We start from the raw sequence: 13,936 nt of genomic DNA on the forward strand, positions 1-13,936 counted from the left end.
TGCTCTAATTCTTAGATTTAGAGACGGATTCAGATTTCAGGTCCGAACGGACCGGAAATCATCCGGCTCTCGGCGATGGTTTTCAAGGCACCTTGGCCTGTCTTGTCGCCTCGCGCAACGGAAGAGTCTGGCGGCGGGAAACCGCGGCCACGATCACATGACGACGACGGGGTTTTTCTTCGACACCCGGCTGTAGAGGTCGATGATGTCCTGGTTGATCAGGCGCACGCAGCCCGACGACATCGCCTGGCCGATGCTCCACCATTCGGGCGAGCCATGGATGCGGTAGCCGGTGTCCTTGCCGTCCTGGTAGATGTAGAGCGCGCGGGCGCCGAGCGGATTGGTGAGGCCGCCGGGCTGGCCGCCCTGCCACTTCACCAGTTCGGGCTTGCGCTGGATCATTTCGGGCGGCGGCGTCCAGGTCGGCCATTCCCGGCCGTACTGGATGTTGGCGCGGCCGGACCAGCGGAAGCCGTCCTTGCCGATGCCGACGCCGTAGCGGATGGCGTCGCCGCCCGGCTGGACGAGATAGAGCATGCGTTCCTTGAGATGCACGACGATGGTGCCGGGCGCCTCGCCAGTGGTGTCGACGACGATCTGGCGGCGGAATTCCGGCTTGACCTTGAGATAGGGCACCTCGGGCACGTTGAAGCCGTTGTCCGTCAAGGAGGCATACATGACATCAGGACCGGTGATGTTCTTGTCGACGCTGATCGAGGGCCGGATCGGCACCGAACCCGTAACCGTATCGTCGAGCTGGAGCGCCGGCAGGTCGCCACCACCCGAAGTCGAGCAGCCGGCGACGCCAAGCAGCGCCAAAGCGCCGGCCCCGGACAGGACAGCGCGGCGAGAGAGAAGAAAATCGGTTTCGATTGCGTCGCCGTTTCGTGGCGGCATCGGACCTTGCGGCAACTCACGCATATACCCAAACCCTACGCTTTCGGCGGGAAGCACGGTCCGGCCGGATAGCGGGCATTTTCATCATTCATGGTTGATAAAGCGTGAATGCCTTGTGCTGCTTGCGTTTGCTGACGCGAACTGACACCGAGTTGCCGCTGGCGCAATTGTGCCGGTTGGCGGCCGGAATGCGCGAAAACAAAGATTCGGCCCTTTACATTCTTCGGGACCCAAGGATTTATCCTCTTCTTTAAGCTCAAGGGAGACGAGCATGTCCTTCGAAAACTGGGCCGCCTTCGCTGCCGCGTCGAGCATCCTTCTCATCATCCCGGGTCCGACCATCCTTCTGGTCGTGTCCTATGCGCTGGGCCAAGGCTGGCGCACCGCCTTGCCGATGGCCGTCGGCGTGGCGCTCGGCGACTTCACCGCCATGACCCTGTCGATGCTGGGCATCGGCGCGCTGCTTGCGGCTTCCGCCACTGTCTTCACCATCCTGAAGCTGATCGGCGCCGGCTATCTGATCTATCTCGGCGTGAAACTGTTCCGCGCCGGCGGTACGCTGAAGGCCGAACCGCGCACCGACACGGTGTCGTCGGCCAAGATGATGGCGCATGCCTGGCTGGTCACCGCGCTCAACCCGAAGAGCATCACCTTCTTCGTCGCCTTCCTGCCGCAGTTTCTCGACCGGCATGCCAATTTCTGGACGCAGATGCTGATTTTCGAGACGACGTTCCTGGCGCTCGCCTTCGCCAACGCCTTCGGTTACGCGCTGATCGCGGCGCGCGCCCGCAACGTGGTGCGCAACCCCAAGGCGATCCGCATCTTCAACCGCACCGGCGGCACGCTGCTGGTCGGCGCCGGCATCGCCACGGTGGCGATGCGGTCCAGCAATTAACACATCCAAGGTGTGTTGAGATTCAGGTCAGGCCATTTGCAGGCAGGCTGAACCTCGTCACGGCTGCTTGCGTCACCATTTGACGCTGAAGCCCAGATTGCCCTCGAGGATGCGGCGTTTGTCGCCGCCGAGGTTGGTGGTGTAATCGCCGGTGGCGAAGATGCTGACCTTGTCCGTCACTTTGGCGACGATGCCGCCGCCGAACTCGAACGAGGTCGACCTGCCCTCGGTCGAGATGTCGGTGGTGTCGAAGCTGACACGGTCGGTGCCGCCGAAATCATGCCAGATATTGGCCTTGAGGTAAGGCTGCAGCGCTATGCCGTTGACAGTGGTCTCGCCTTGCAGGCGAGCGCCCAGCCGGCCGGTGACGCTGCCGTCGCTGTCGAAGGAAACCGACGAGAAACGATCCTTGGTATCGTCGAGCGACAGATGCTGCCAGATCAGTTGCGCCTGCGGTTCGAGCGTCCAGCCCTGCGCCAGCGCTATGGGATAGCCGCCCTCCAGTGAGGCGGTGACACCTGTTCCGCCAATATCGATACCGACGTCGCGCGACGACGTGGCGTCGCCGCCGAAGAAGGTGGCCATGAGGACGCCGTCGAGGTACCAGCCGCCTTGGCCGAGGCGGGTCCAGTAGCCGCCGACACTGGTGCCGTTGGCGTCGAGCTTGCCGACGGACAGATCATTCTGCCCCAGTGCCTGGCCGCGCACATCGCCCTTCATGCTGGCATAGGCGACGAACAGGCCGGCGCGATCGATCGCCCCCGACGCGGTTTCGCGTTCGAAGACGTCGAAGCCCGCCTGCAGGCCAAACAAGGTGCCGTCGAAGGACGGCGACCGTTCCCGACCGGCCCATCTTGGCGTCCTGGCCGTAGATGCGGCCCCACACCGGCGACAGCTCCGCGTTCGACAACAGGCTCTGTTCGCCGCGCCGCTCGTGGAAGGTGCCGAGTGTCGTCATCGCCAGATGCTCGGCCACCGGCGGCAAGGCCGAGTAGGTGGGCACCTCGACGCGGTAGAGCAGGATCGTCTCGCCGGCTGCCGGCGTCGGCAGGTCCGGCACGGCGGTCGGCACCACCGGCGGTGGCGGTGGCGGATCCGCTGGCGGTGCTGGCGGCGGTGCCGGTGGCGCCTCGGGCTCGGGGTCGCTCGCCTGCACCGGCGGTGTCGAATCGACCGGCGGGTTGTTGATGTCGCCATCGGTCGGCACCGGCACCGGCGGCAGCTCGGACGGTGGTGGCGGCGGCTCGGTCCGCGGCGCCTCCGGCTCTGGCTGCGGCGGCGGTTCGAGCGCCGACGGCCCAGCGGCCGGTGTTGCCGGTGTGTTCAGGGTCGATCGCAGATACCAGTTCTGCTCGCTCCCGGCGCTGACGCCGCCCTTGAAGAGATAATATTCGAAGGCGCCGGCAGCGACCGGCGCGTCAAGGGCAAAGGCGCCTGCGCTCGACGTGGCGCCGTTGACCGCCTGGACGAGCATGATGCCGTCGGACGTGGTCTGCGCCCCGGCGCCGCCGACATTGACCACGGCAATGCCGGTCGAGCCCGAGGCCGTGCCGCCGGACAGCACCAGCCGGTCGGAAGCGGAGCTGTCGTCGCCAAGCTCGGTCTGGAGGAGGAGCAACCCGCCCATCCCGACATAATTGCCCGATATGGTCAGGCGATCGGTGGCGCCGGTGCTGCCATTGGTCAGGTCGATGCGGCCGGCATTGACCACTTCGGCCAGCTGTCCCGCGGTAAAGGCCTGGATGGAGCTGTTGAAGCCGCCGCCATAGAGCGTGCTTGCCTGGTCGACGCTGAGCTTTCCGGTGCCCGTGCCGCTGTCGCCCAGCACGAGATTGCCGTCCAGGATCAGCTGGGTGTCGTTGGTGGCGTCGATGGTTTCCCAGTTCTGGACCCTGGCGATGCCGTCCAGCTTGACGTTGTCGAAAGTGAGCGCATCGGTGCCCAGGCCGCCATTCAGCGCATCGGCTCCGCCAAGATTGGCCTTGGTGAGATTGCTGAGCTTGGCGGTATCGTTGTCGGCGCCGAGGTCGACCGAGCCATAGATGATGCCGCCGCCGTTCCAGACGAAATTGTCGGCGCCGAAGCTCATCAGCACATCGCCGCCTACCGTGCCGCCTGTTATCGTCACGCTGTCGTTGCCACCGCTGACGCTGATGTTGCCGCCGATCGTGCCCCCGGAGAGAATGATGGTGTCCTGATCGAAGCCGGTGACGAGGTTGCGGTCGATGATGCCGCCCGACATGTTGAAATAGTTCTTGTCGAGCTTCATGTTGACACGGCCGATGCGGCCGCCGGTCATCACGGCACGGTCGCCGTCGTCGAAGAAATCGATGACGCGCCCGCCGGTCATGGTGAAGGTGTCCAGCCCGTCGCCCTGGTTCAGCGAACCGACCAGGCCGCCGCTCATGTTGAAGTCGTCGATGCCGGCGCCCTGCTGGACATTGCCGGAGACGATGCCGCCGCCGATGGTGAAGAAATCCGTGCCGTCACCCTAATCGACCGTGCCGGTGATGGTGCCGGATTGCATGTCGATGCGGTCCGTGCCGGCGCCGAAAGTGACGTTGCCGCTCACCTGGCCGGTACCGCCGGCGGGAAAGGTCAGCGTGTTGTTGCCGTTGATGTCGTTGAGACTGCCGCCCGAATCGCCACTATCGCAAGTGAAGGTGTCATTGCCCGGAGACGGAACCAGCACGCATGCCGCGAAGGCCGCGGAGCCAGGCAGCAACATCAGCGATGTAGTTGCAAGTAAGCTAATAAACCCAGGATTGATTCGCCTGGGCCTTCGCCGCGCCGAAGAAATAGCCTTGCCGATGTGCTCCGAGCCGCTGTTCGGAAGCTGTATTTCAAAGTGCCGCATCGCGTCCCCTCTCAGATCGCGATTTCAAGCCTCTTACCCGCGCCGCAATGAAGCCACAATTCGTTCGCTTTTACAAAGCCTAATCTGCCTCTCATGGTTGATGAACTGCAAAAATAGCTGACATGGTGCAGATGTGCCCGTGATTTGGCGTCGCCGTGGCCCATGCTTTAAGATCATGTTGGACCGAGGGGCATCATGCCCATCGGGCGCCGACCAAGGACTCTCGCATGACTATCCGGGACGCATTCGGCTTGGCATTTTCGGGCGCGACGGAGGCGGGATTCGCACCCTACAGCCAGGCCGTGCGCGAATTGCAGTGTTTCGTTGGCGATCCGGTGAACTCCGTCGACCGCGCCATCGCGCAGGACCCCGGTTTCGTCATGGCGCATGTCTTCAAGGGCTACCTTTTCGGCCTTGCCACCGAACCGGAGGCGACGGCCATGGCCAAGACCTGCCACGGGGCGGCACTGCCGCTTGCCGCGACAACGCGCGAGCGGGCGCATGTCTCGGCCCTCGGCCACCTCGCCAACGGGCGCTGGCATCAGGCCTCCGGCATCCTGCAGGACATAGCGATCGATTTCCCGCTCGACGCCGTGGCGCTCCAGGTCGGACACCAGGTCGATTTCTTCACCGGCAACACCCGCATGCTGCGCGACCGCATCGCCCGTGCCCTGTCCTCATGGCGGACCGACATGCCGGGTTACCACGCCATCCTCGGCATGCAGGCTTTTGGGCTCGAAGAGATGGGCGAATATACGCAGGCAGAAAGGCTCGGTCGTACAGCGGTCGAGATCGAACCGCGCGACGGCTGGGCGCAACATGCGGTCGCCCACGTGATGGAGATGCAAAGCCGGCAAAGGGATGGCATCGCCTGGATGCGAGCCGATCCCGAAGCCTGGACGAAGGAGAGCTTCCTCCAGGTCCACAATTGGTGGCATCTGGCGCTGTTCCACTACGATCTCGGCGAGACCGGCGAGGTGCTGCAGCTCTATGACGGGCCGATCTACGGCGCCAGATCGACGCTGGCGCTCAACATGGTCGATGCGTCGGCGATCCTGTGGCGGCTCCATCTTGGCGGTGTCGATGTCGGTGACCGCTGGGCAACACTGGCCGCCAATTGGGTGCCCAAGGCCCGCGCCGGCAACTATGCCTTCAACGACGCCCATGCGATGATGGCCTTTGTCGGCGCCGGGCTCGGCGCCCCGACCCGGATCTTGCTCGAAGCCCAGCGCGAGGCGATGCGCGGCAGTGACGACAACGCCGCATTCACCAGGGATGTCGGCCATCCCCTGACGCTTGCGATCAAGGCGTTCGGAGAGGGCAACTACGCCGAAACCATCCGGCTGATCGGTCCGATCCGGGCCATCGCCCATCGCTTTGGCGGCAGCCACGCGCAGCGGGACGTCATCGATCTCACGCTGATCGAGGCAGCCCTGCGCGCCGGCGACGGCGCGCTCGCCCAGGCACTGACGACGGAGCGCTCGACGGCGCGGCCGGACAGTCCGCTGTCGGCGCTGTTTTCGCGACGGGCCGCCGATTTGTCAGAGAATTGACCCGGAGCGGATCTTGCCTTAAAAACTGCTCAAGTATATTTTTTCGGGCTCCGAAAAAAATAAGGACGTGGGAGGAAACCATGTATCTCGGCCTCGACCTGGGCACATCGGGCGTCAAGGCGCTGCTGATCGATGCCGGACAGGGCGTCATCGGCTCCGGCCATGGCACGCTTGATGTCTCTCGGCCACATCCTGGCTGGTCCGAACAGGATCCGCTGCATTGGATACGCGCCTGCGAGGACGCGATCGCCGAACTGAAGGCGTCCTATCCCAAGCAGTTCGCCGCGGTGAAGGGCATCGGCCTGTCCGGCCAGATGCATGGCGCGACCTTGCTCGATGCGGCCGATCATGTGCTGCGCCCCTGCATCCTGTGGAACGATACGCGCAGTCATCTCGAGGCAGCGGCCCTCGATGCCGATCCGCGCTTCCGCGCGCTCACCGGCAACATTGTATTTCCCGGTTTCACCGCGCCGAAACTCGCCTGGGTGAAGAACAACGAGCCCGCTGTCTTCGCCAAGGTGGCAAAGGTGCTTTTGCCGAAGGATTTCCTGCGGCTTTGGCTGACCGGCGAACATTTTTCCGAAATGTCCGACTCGGCCGGCACGTCCTGGCTCGACGTCGGCAAGCGGTGCTGGTCCGCGGACCTGCTCGCCGCGACATCGCTTGACGAGAGCCATATGCCAGCGCTGGTCGAGGGCACCGCGAAGGCCGGCGGTCTGCGCGCCGAACTCGCATCGCAATGGGGTATCCAGACTGGCATCCCGATCGCCGGCGGCGCCGGCGACAATGCGGCTTCCGCTTGCGGCATGGGCACGGTCGGCGCCGGCCAGGCTTTTGTCTCGCTCGGCACGTCGGGCGTGCTGTTTGCCGCAAACGCGTCCTACCTGCCGAACCCGGCAAGCGCGGTGCACACCTTCTGCCATGCGCTGCCCGACACCTGGCACCAGATGGGCGTCATCCTGTCGGCAACCGATTCACTCAACTGGCTGTGCGAGATCACGGGCAAGGGCGCCGGCGAGCTGACATCGGAACTCGGGGAGGCGCTGAAGGCGCCGACCGGCGTGTCCTTCCTGCCCTATCTCTCAGGCGAGCGTACGCCACACAATGATTCGGCCGTTCGCGGTTCCTTCACGGGCCTCGCGCATGAATCGGGCCGCGCCGTGCTGACCCAGGCCGTGCTCGAAGGCGTCGCGTTTGCCTTCCGCGACAGCCTCGAAGCGTTGAAGACAGCCGGCACGACCTTGACGCGCGTGACCGCGATCGGCGGCGGCTCACGCTCGCGCTACTGGCTGAAGGCGATCGCCACCGCGCTGCAACTGCCGGTCGACATCCCCGCCGATGGCGATTTCGGCGCCGCCTTTGGTGCCGCCCGGCTCGGCCTGATAGCCGCGACGGGCGCCGATCCGCTGGCTGTGTGCTCCGCGCCGAAGACCGACGCCACGATCGAACCAGATTCCGGTCTGGCCGGTGCCTACGCGGATGCTTACCAGCGTTACCGGGCACTGTATCCGGCGATCAAAGCAGTAACCGCGTGAGTTGGCGCCAGGCACCCCCCTCTGCCCTGCCGGGCATCTCCCCCTCAAGGGGGGAGATCGGCAGTTTCACCGTAGGCGACAATTCTGCAACGTTGGTTATTGGCGAAAGCAGCCAAAACAGACAATCTCCCCCCTTGAGGGGGAGATGGCCGGCAGGCCAGAGGGGGGCGCCTCGCATCCCCCTTTCCAAGTTGCCCTCACTGAGCCGGCACCTTGTCGAGGAAACCGGTGACGCTCTTCAGGCGGCCGTTCTCGATGGTTCCGATATCGGTGCCTTCGATGACGGAAGGGGTGCCCTCGGGCCCGAGGTTCCAAGAGAAGCGGATTTTGTCGGCAAAGCCATCCGGCGTGCCCTTCAGCGAGAAGCGGAAGCCGGCAAAGCGCTGCTGCACACCGTCGATCAGCGCCGCGACGCCTTCATGGCCGTCGCCCTGCATAAGCGGATCGCGATAGCTGACGTCTTCGGTGAAAACAGCCCTGAGCAAGGCCGCCCGGCGGTCGGCGTCGGCTTCGTTCCAGGCGATGATGTAGTTCTGGGCGATCCTGTTGAGGTCGATCATGGTCTGTCTCCTTCGTTTGACGGTTTTGACATGACCGTTTTCGACCAGCGCCGGCGTGAAACCAATTACGCCTGAGGTAATCAGGCAAACCTATCTTGGAGAGGAAGAGAACCATGAGCAGCGGCTTTTTCGGCGACATCCAGAAAATCAAATATGAAGGCCCGGATTCGACCAATCCGCTGGCCTATCGTTTCTACAATCCCGACGAAGTGGTGGCCGGCAAGCGGATGGAAGACCATCTGCGCTTTGCCGTCGCCTACTGGCATTCCTTCGCCTGGCCCGGCGGCGACCCGTTCGGCGGCCAGACCTTCGACCGTCCCTGGTTCCCCAAGGCCGGCGGCGTCGACACGATGGAGCTGGCGAAACTGAAGGCGGATGTCGCCTTCGAGATGTTCTCGCTGCTCGGCGCGCCTTATTTCTGTTTCCACGACGCCGATGTGCGGCCAGAGGGCAAGGATTTCTCCGAAAGTGCGGCCCGCCTCGATGAAATCGCGGATTATTTCGCCACCAAGATGAAGCAGACCGGCGTCAAGCTTCTCTGGGGTACGGCGAACCTGTTTTCCAATCGCCGTTTCATGTCGGGTGCCGCGACCAATCCCGATCCGGATGTATTCGCCTACGCCGCCGCGACGGTGAAGAGCTGCATCGACGTCACCAAGCGGCTGAAGGGCGAGAACTACGTGCTGTGGGGCGGGCGCGAGGGCTATGAGACGCTGCTCAATACCGACCTTGCCCGCGAGCAGGAACAGGCCGGCCGTTTCCTGAACCTCGTCGTCGACTACAAGCACAAGATCGGCTTCAAGGGCACGATCCTGATCGAGCCGAAGCCGCAGGAGCCGACAAAACACCAGTATGACTACGACGTCGCGACCGTCTACGGCTTCCTCAAGCGCTTCGGCCTGGAGAAGGAGGTCAAGCTCAACATCGAGCAGGGCCACGCCTTCCTGGCCGGCCATTCCTTCGAGCATGAGCTGGCGCTGGCCAATGCGCTCGGCGTCTTCGGGTCGATCGACATGAACCGCAACGATTACCAGTCGGGCTGGGACACCGACCAGTTCCCCAACAATGTGCCGGAGATGGCGCTGGCCTATTACCAAGTCCTCCAGGCCGGCGGCTTCAAGACCGGCGGCACCAATTTCGATGCCAAGCTGCGCCGCCAGTCGCTCGACCCGCAGGATCTGCTGATCGGTCATATCGGCGGCATGGATTCTTGCGCGCGCGGCCTGAAGGCTGCGGCCCGCATGGTCGAGGACAAGGCGCTGTCGGGTCCGCTCGCCGAACGTTACGCCGGCTGGAACGGCGCCGAGGCCAAGGCGATGCTGTCGGGCAAGCGCACGCTGGAAGAGATCGCCGAGCGCGTGGTGAAGAAGAAGATCGAACCGCAGCCGCGCTCCGGCCGCCAGGAACTGCTCGAAAACATCGTCAACCGCTACGTCTGACGCTGCCTGACCGCCGGCAATCCAAGCCGGCGCACTATGCGATTCGAAAGCTTGGCGCGCGGAAACCTTTTGCGCGCCATGCTGAAACCGACGACAAGGTTTTGCCCCTAAGCGCCCCTCAATCGCCCAGCTCTTGCCTTCAAACTGCCGTCACGAATCTCGTATAGATATTGCTCGTGGCGGGAGAGGAAGAAGGAGGCGAACCGATATGCAGAACGAACGTGAAATCGACGCCCTGCTCTCACCTGGCGAGGCCGGATCGATCATCGACCGGCTGATGGCAATGCCGCATCCAAAGCAGGGCGCACGCAGCACCAATGAATGGGACCGCGCCGTTGCCAGCCGCTTCGAGACCCATCTCGCGCGGCAGATGCGCTCGCAGATCGATGGCGGCAGCGACCGCCAGAATGCGGCATAAGCTCTCTTTACCTGTGCATGTCGTTGCCCCAAAACCGCTACACAGTTTTGGGCGACCTGCACTACCCCCGGCGAAGCCTGACAGGGGCTTCGCCAAAAGCTCTTGAAAATGCTCTTGAAAAGGCCGCGGCAGACGAGAACCCCGTCCGCCCGGCGATATCCGCCATGGCGATCCGCGTGTCGACCACAAGCCGGCGCGCGGCACCCAGGCGCAGCCTGAGATAATAGGCGCCCGGTGTCTCGCCGATCGACTTGCGAAAGATGCTTTCCAGCGTCCGTGCCGTCACCCCGGCGCGCCTGGCAACCGCCTCTATGGTCAGCGGCTGATCGACATGCGATTCCATCAGCCGGATCGCCTGCGCCAGCCGCGGATCATAGCCGTCGAGCCGGCCGAGCGAGACCAGCGGCTGGGCATCGGTCGCGGCCCGCGCCTGGTCGTAGATGAAGACGCTGGCGACATCGAGCGCCACCGCCATGCCGAGGCGCGTGCGAATGAGATGCAGCATCAGGTCGAAGGTCGGCGAGGCTCCGCCCGACGTGAACACCGGCCCGTCGATGACGTAGCGGTCCGGCCGGACATCGATGCCGGGGAATGCCGAGGAAAAGTCCTCCATGTCCTCCCAGTGGGTGGTGGCGCTGCGGCCTTCCAGCAGGCCGGCGCGCGCCACCAGCCAGGTGCCGGCCTCGACGCCGCCGCACGCACGGGCCGCTCGCGCCGCCCGCCGCAAAGCTGAGAGGAGAGCCGATGTGGCATAGTTTTGGGTGCCGAAACCGGCGACGACGACAAGCACGTCGGTTGCCTCATTGGCGTCGAAACGGCCGCTGACCGCCACCGGCAGGCCGCATGTGGTGACCGGCGCCTCGCCTGTCACCGAGACCAGCTTGAAATCGAACAGGGTCTCGCCGGAAATGCGATTGGCGGCGCGCAGCGGGTCGACGGCGGAGGCCACGCACATGATCGACGAGCCGGAAAACACCAGCAACGTCACCTTGAGCGGCGTGCGCTCGGCGCGAAAGATATCCGGTTTTTCGCTTTTGATCATATCGCCTTCGTAAAACGCAAAGCAGCTTTGATCAAGTCGAGCGATGCTAGCGGCTGTTTCGAATGGGAGGAGAGTTTCGATGCCGCTTGCAATGAACCGTGAGGTCTTCATTACCTGCGCCGTGACGGGTTCCGGCGGCTCGCAGGACCGCTCGCCGCATGTGCCGCGCTCGCCCAAGCAGATCGCCGATTCGGCGATCGATGCGGCCAAGGCAGGCGCTGCCATCGTCCACTGCCATGTGCGCGACCCCGAAACCGGCAAGCCCAGGCGCGACGTGCATCTCTACCGCGAAGTGACAGAGCGCATCCGCGCGGCGGACGTCGACGTCATCCTGAACCTGACCGCCGGCATGGGCGGCGACATGGTGTTCGGCTCGCCGGAAGCGCCGCTGCCGCTCAACGAAAAGGGCACCGACATGGGCGGCGCCACCAACCGCATGGAACATGTGCGCCAATGCCTGCCGGAAATCTGCACGCTGGACTGCGGCACCATGAATTTCGCCGAAGCCGACTATGTCATGACCAACACGCCCGGCATGCTGCGCGCCATGGGCGGCATGATGACGGCGCTCGGCGTCAAGCCCGAGATCGAGGCCTTCGACACCGGGCATCTCTGGTTCGCCAAGCAGCTGGTCGAGGAAAAGGTGCTCAACCCCGACGCGCTGGTGCAGCTTTGCATGGGTGTGCCGTGGGGTGCGCCCGACGACCTCAACACCTTCATGGCGATGGTCAACAACGTGCCGTCGACATGGAACTGGTCGGCCTTCGCCATCGGCCGCAACCAGATGGCCTATGCAGCGGCGGCGGTGCTTGCCGGCGGCAATGTCCGCGTCGGGCTCGAGGACAATCTGTGGCTCGACAAGGGCGTGCTGGCGACCAATGCGCAGTTGGTCGAGCGCGCCGCCTCGATCGTCACCAATCTGGGCGCCAGGATCCTGGGGCCGGAGGAAGTCCGCAAGAAGCTCAACCTGACCAAGCGAGCGCCGATAGCGGCATAAATTATTCGCAGGGAGGGTCGATATGGCTACCGTAAAATTCACCGCGATGAAGGATGGCGACAGGCAAGACTACGAGTTCCTGACCGCCCACGAAACCGACTATGCGGCCAAGACCGGCGAGCGGCTGCTCGACGCGCTGGTGCAGCTCGACGAGGGCCTTTCCGGCTACAAGATCACCCGGCTCGGCCATTCGCTGCAGGCGGCGACGCGCGCCTGGCGCGACGGCGCCGACACCGACTGGATCGCCTGCGCGCTGCTGCACGACATCGGCGACATCTATGCGCCCTACAATCACGACGAATACGCCGCGTCGATCCTGAAGCCTTTCGTGCGCGAACAATGTACGTGGGTGGTGGAGAAGCACGGCGATTTCCAGCGCCTCTACTACGCCCACCATCTCGGCGGCAATCGCCATGCGCGCGACCGCTTCGCCGGCCATGCCTATTTCGACGATTGCGACCAGTTCTGCGAGCGCTGGGACCAGTCGAGCTTCGACCCCGACTATGAGACGCTGCCGATCGAATTCTTCCGGCCCTTCGTCCTCGAAGTTTTCGCCCGCAAGGCCTACGACCCATCAGTCATTCGCGCTGGCGAGCGCGTGCCTCTCACCGATCCCGAAACCGCCAGGACAAGAACCGGAGCCTCTCAATGAGCATCATCAACAAGGCGGCCGCGATTGGCGGCGGCGTCATCGGCGCCGGCTGGGTGGCGCGCCTGCTCTTGAACGGCATCGACGTCTCGATCTTCGATCCTGATCCGGAGGCCTCGCGCAAGGTCTCGGAAGTGATGAAGGGCGCGCGCCGCGCCTACAAGCAGATGGTTCCCGGCGGCCTGCCCAAGGAAGGCAAGCTGACCTTCGCCAAGACGATTGCCGAGGCCGTCGCCGACGCCGACTTCGTCCAGGAAAGCGTTCCGGAACGGCTCGACCTCAAGCACAAGGTGCTGGCCGAGATCGACACCCATGCGCCCGCCAACGCCATTGTCGGTTCGTCGACCTCCGGCATCAAGCCGACCGACATGCAGGTGGCGATGAAGAAGCATCCGGAGCGGCTGGTCGTCGGCCATCCGTTCAACCCGGTCTATCTGCTACCGCTGGTCGAGATCGTCGGCGGCGACCAGACCTTTCCGGAAGCGATCGAGGTCGCCAAGGAAATCTACGCCTCGATCGGCATGAAGCCGGTTGTCATCCGCAAGGAGATCGAGGCCTTTGTCGGCGATCGCCTGCTCGAAGCCGCATGGCGCGAGGCGCTGTGGCTGATCAAGGACGGCATCTGCACGGTCGAGGAACTCGACGACATCATGCGCTATGGCTTCGGCCTGCGCTGGGCGCAGATGGGCATGTTCCAGGTCTATCGTGTCGCCGGCGGCGAAGCCGGCATGCGCCACTTCATGGCGCAGTTCGGACCGTGCCTGAAATGGCCGTGGACCAAGCTGATGGACGTGCCGGAGTTCAACGACGAGCTGGTCGACCTGATCGCCACCCAGTCGGACGACCAGGCGCACGGCCTGTCGATTCGCGAGCTGGAAAAGATCCGTGACGACAATCTGGTCGCGATCATGGACGCGCTGTCGAAGCAGAACAAGGGCAAGGGCTGGGGCGCCGGCGCGCTGCACAAGGACTATACCAAGCAACTCGCCAAGCTGGCGGCGAAGAAGCCCGTGGCTTCCAAGGCGGCCGAAAGGGCCAAGGCCGCCAAGCCGGTGAAGCGGGCCGAAAAGCCGAAGAAAAAGAAGAAGGGCTGA

Annotated in this window: 11 protein-coding genes and 1 pseudogene; 8 read left to right on the top strand and 4 right to left on the bottom strand. The window is 64.1% G+C overall.

The features are described from left to right. Positions 1 to 153: 153 nt before the first annotated feature. On the bottom strand, positions 154 to 921 hold the full coding sequence (locus O7A60_RS02045) for a L,D-transpeptidase (RefSeq protein ID WP_337104788.1): 768 nt from the start codon (positions 919 to 921) through the stop codon (positions 154 to 156). A gap of 247 nt (positions 922 to 1,168) precedes the next feature. On the opposite strand from O7A60_RS02045, the gene O7A60_RS02050 reads away from it, so the two are divergent. Continuing rightward, positions 1,169 to 1,792, top strand: coding sequence for a LysE family translocator (locus O7A60_RS02050; RefSeq protein ID WP_140752627.1), 624 nt, complete (start codon positions 1,169 to 1,171; stop codon positions 1,790 to 1,792). A gap of 72 nt (positions 1,793 to 1,864) precedes the next feature. On the opposite strand, the pseudogene O7A60_RS02055 reads toward O7A60_RS02050, so the two are convergent. Continuing rightward, positions 1,865 to 4,649: pseudogene (locus O7A60_RS02055) on the bottom strand (autotransporter family protein). A gap of 227 nt (positions 4,650 to 4,876) precedes the next feature. On the opposite strand from O7A60_RS02055, the gene O7A60_RS02060 reads away from it, so the two are divergent. Together O7A60_RS02060 and xylB are read left to right on the top strand one after the other, a co-directional pair. Further along, a complete protein-coding gene (locus O7A60_RS02060) occupies positions 4,877 to 6,202 on the top strand; it encodes a tetratricopeptide repeat protein (RefSeq protein ID WP_337104789.1) in 1,326 nt (441 codons plus the stop codon). Positions 6,203 to 6,282: 80 nt separating this feature from the next. Next, positions 6,283 to 7,737 carry a xylulokinase gene (xylB, locus tag O7A60_RS02065; RefSeq protein WP_337104790.1) on the top strand — a complete coding sequence of 485 codons (1,455 nt, stop codon included), beginning with the start codon at positions 6,283 to 6,285 and terminating at the stop codon, positions 7,735 to 7,737. 197 nt (positions 7,738 to 7,934) lie between these two features. Here xylB and O7A60_RS02070 read toward each other — a convergent pair whose 3' ends face one another. Continuing rightward, positions 7,935 to 8,297 carry a nuclear transport factor 2 family protein gene (locus O7A60_RS02070; RefSeq protein ID WP_337104791.1) on the bottom strand — a complete coding sequence of 121 codons (363 nt, stop codon included), beginning with the start codon at positions 8,295 to 8,297 and terminating at the stop codon, positions 7,935 to 7,937. 113 nt (positions 8,298 to 8,410) lie between these two features. On the opposite strand from O7A60_RS02070, the gene xylA reads away from it, so the two are divergent. Next, on the top strand, positions 8,411 to 9,736 hold the full coding sequence (gene xylA, locus O7A60_RS02075; protein WP_337104792.1) for a xylose isomerase: 1,326 nt from the start codon (positions 8,411 to 8,413) through the stop codon (positions 9,734 to 9,736). A 208-nt stretch (positions 9,737 to 9,944) separates the two neighbouring features. After that, on the top strand, positions 9,945 to 10,154 hold the full coding sequence (locus tag O7A60_RS02080; RefSeq protein WP_027142450.1) for a hypothetical protein: 210 nt from the start codon (positions 9,945 to 9,947) through the stop codon (positions 10,152 to 10,154). Positions 10,155 to 10,215: 61 nt separating this feature from the next. On the opposite strand, the gene O7A60_RS02085 is transcribed toward O7A60_RS02080, so the two are convergent. After that, complete coding sequence (locus tag O7A60_RS02085) at positions 10,216 to 11,196, bottom strand: GlxA family transcriptional regulator (protein WP_337104793.1); 981 nt, start codon at positions 11,194 to 11,196, stop codon at positions 10,216 to 10,218. 79 nt (positions 11,197 to 11,275) lie between these two features. On the opposite strand from O7A60_RS02085, the gene bcoG reads away from it, so the two are divergent. From bcoG to O7A60_RS02100, 3 genes are read left to right on the top strand one after another with little or no spacing between them, the layout of a single operon-like run. Continuing rightward, positions 11,276 to 12,193: a 3-dehydrocarnitine:acetyl-CoA trimethylamine transferase BcoG gene (gene bcoG, locus O7A60_RS02090; protein WP_091586279.1), complete on the top strand. Its 918-nt coding sequence runs from the start codon at positions 11,276 to 11,278 to the stop codon at positions 12,191 to 12,193. Between the two features lie 22 nt (positions 12,194 to 12,215). Further along, positions 12,216 to 12,845, top strand: coding sequence for an HD domain-containing protein (locus O7A60_RS02095; protein ID WP_337104794.1), 630 nt, complete (start codon positions 12,216 to 12,218; stop codon positions 12,843 to 12,845). Continuing rightward, on the top strand, positions 12,842 to 13,936 hold the full coding sequence (locus O7A60_RS02100; RefSeq protein ID WP_337104795.1) for a carnitine 3-dehydrogenase: 1,095 nt from the start codon (positions 12,842 to 12,844) through the stop codon (positions 13,934 to 13,936). Before O7A60_RS02095 ends, O7A60_RS02100 begins: the two co-directional genes overlap by 4 nt.

It is taken from the genome of Mesorhizobium salmacidum (SeqCode) (assembly GCF_037179605.1).
Classification (GTDB): Bacteria; Pseudomonadota; Alphaproteobacteria; order Rhizobiales; family Rhizobiaceae; genus Mesorhizobium; species Mesorhizobium salmacidum.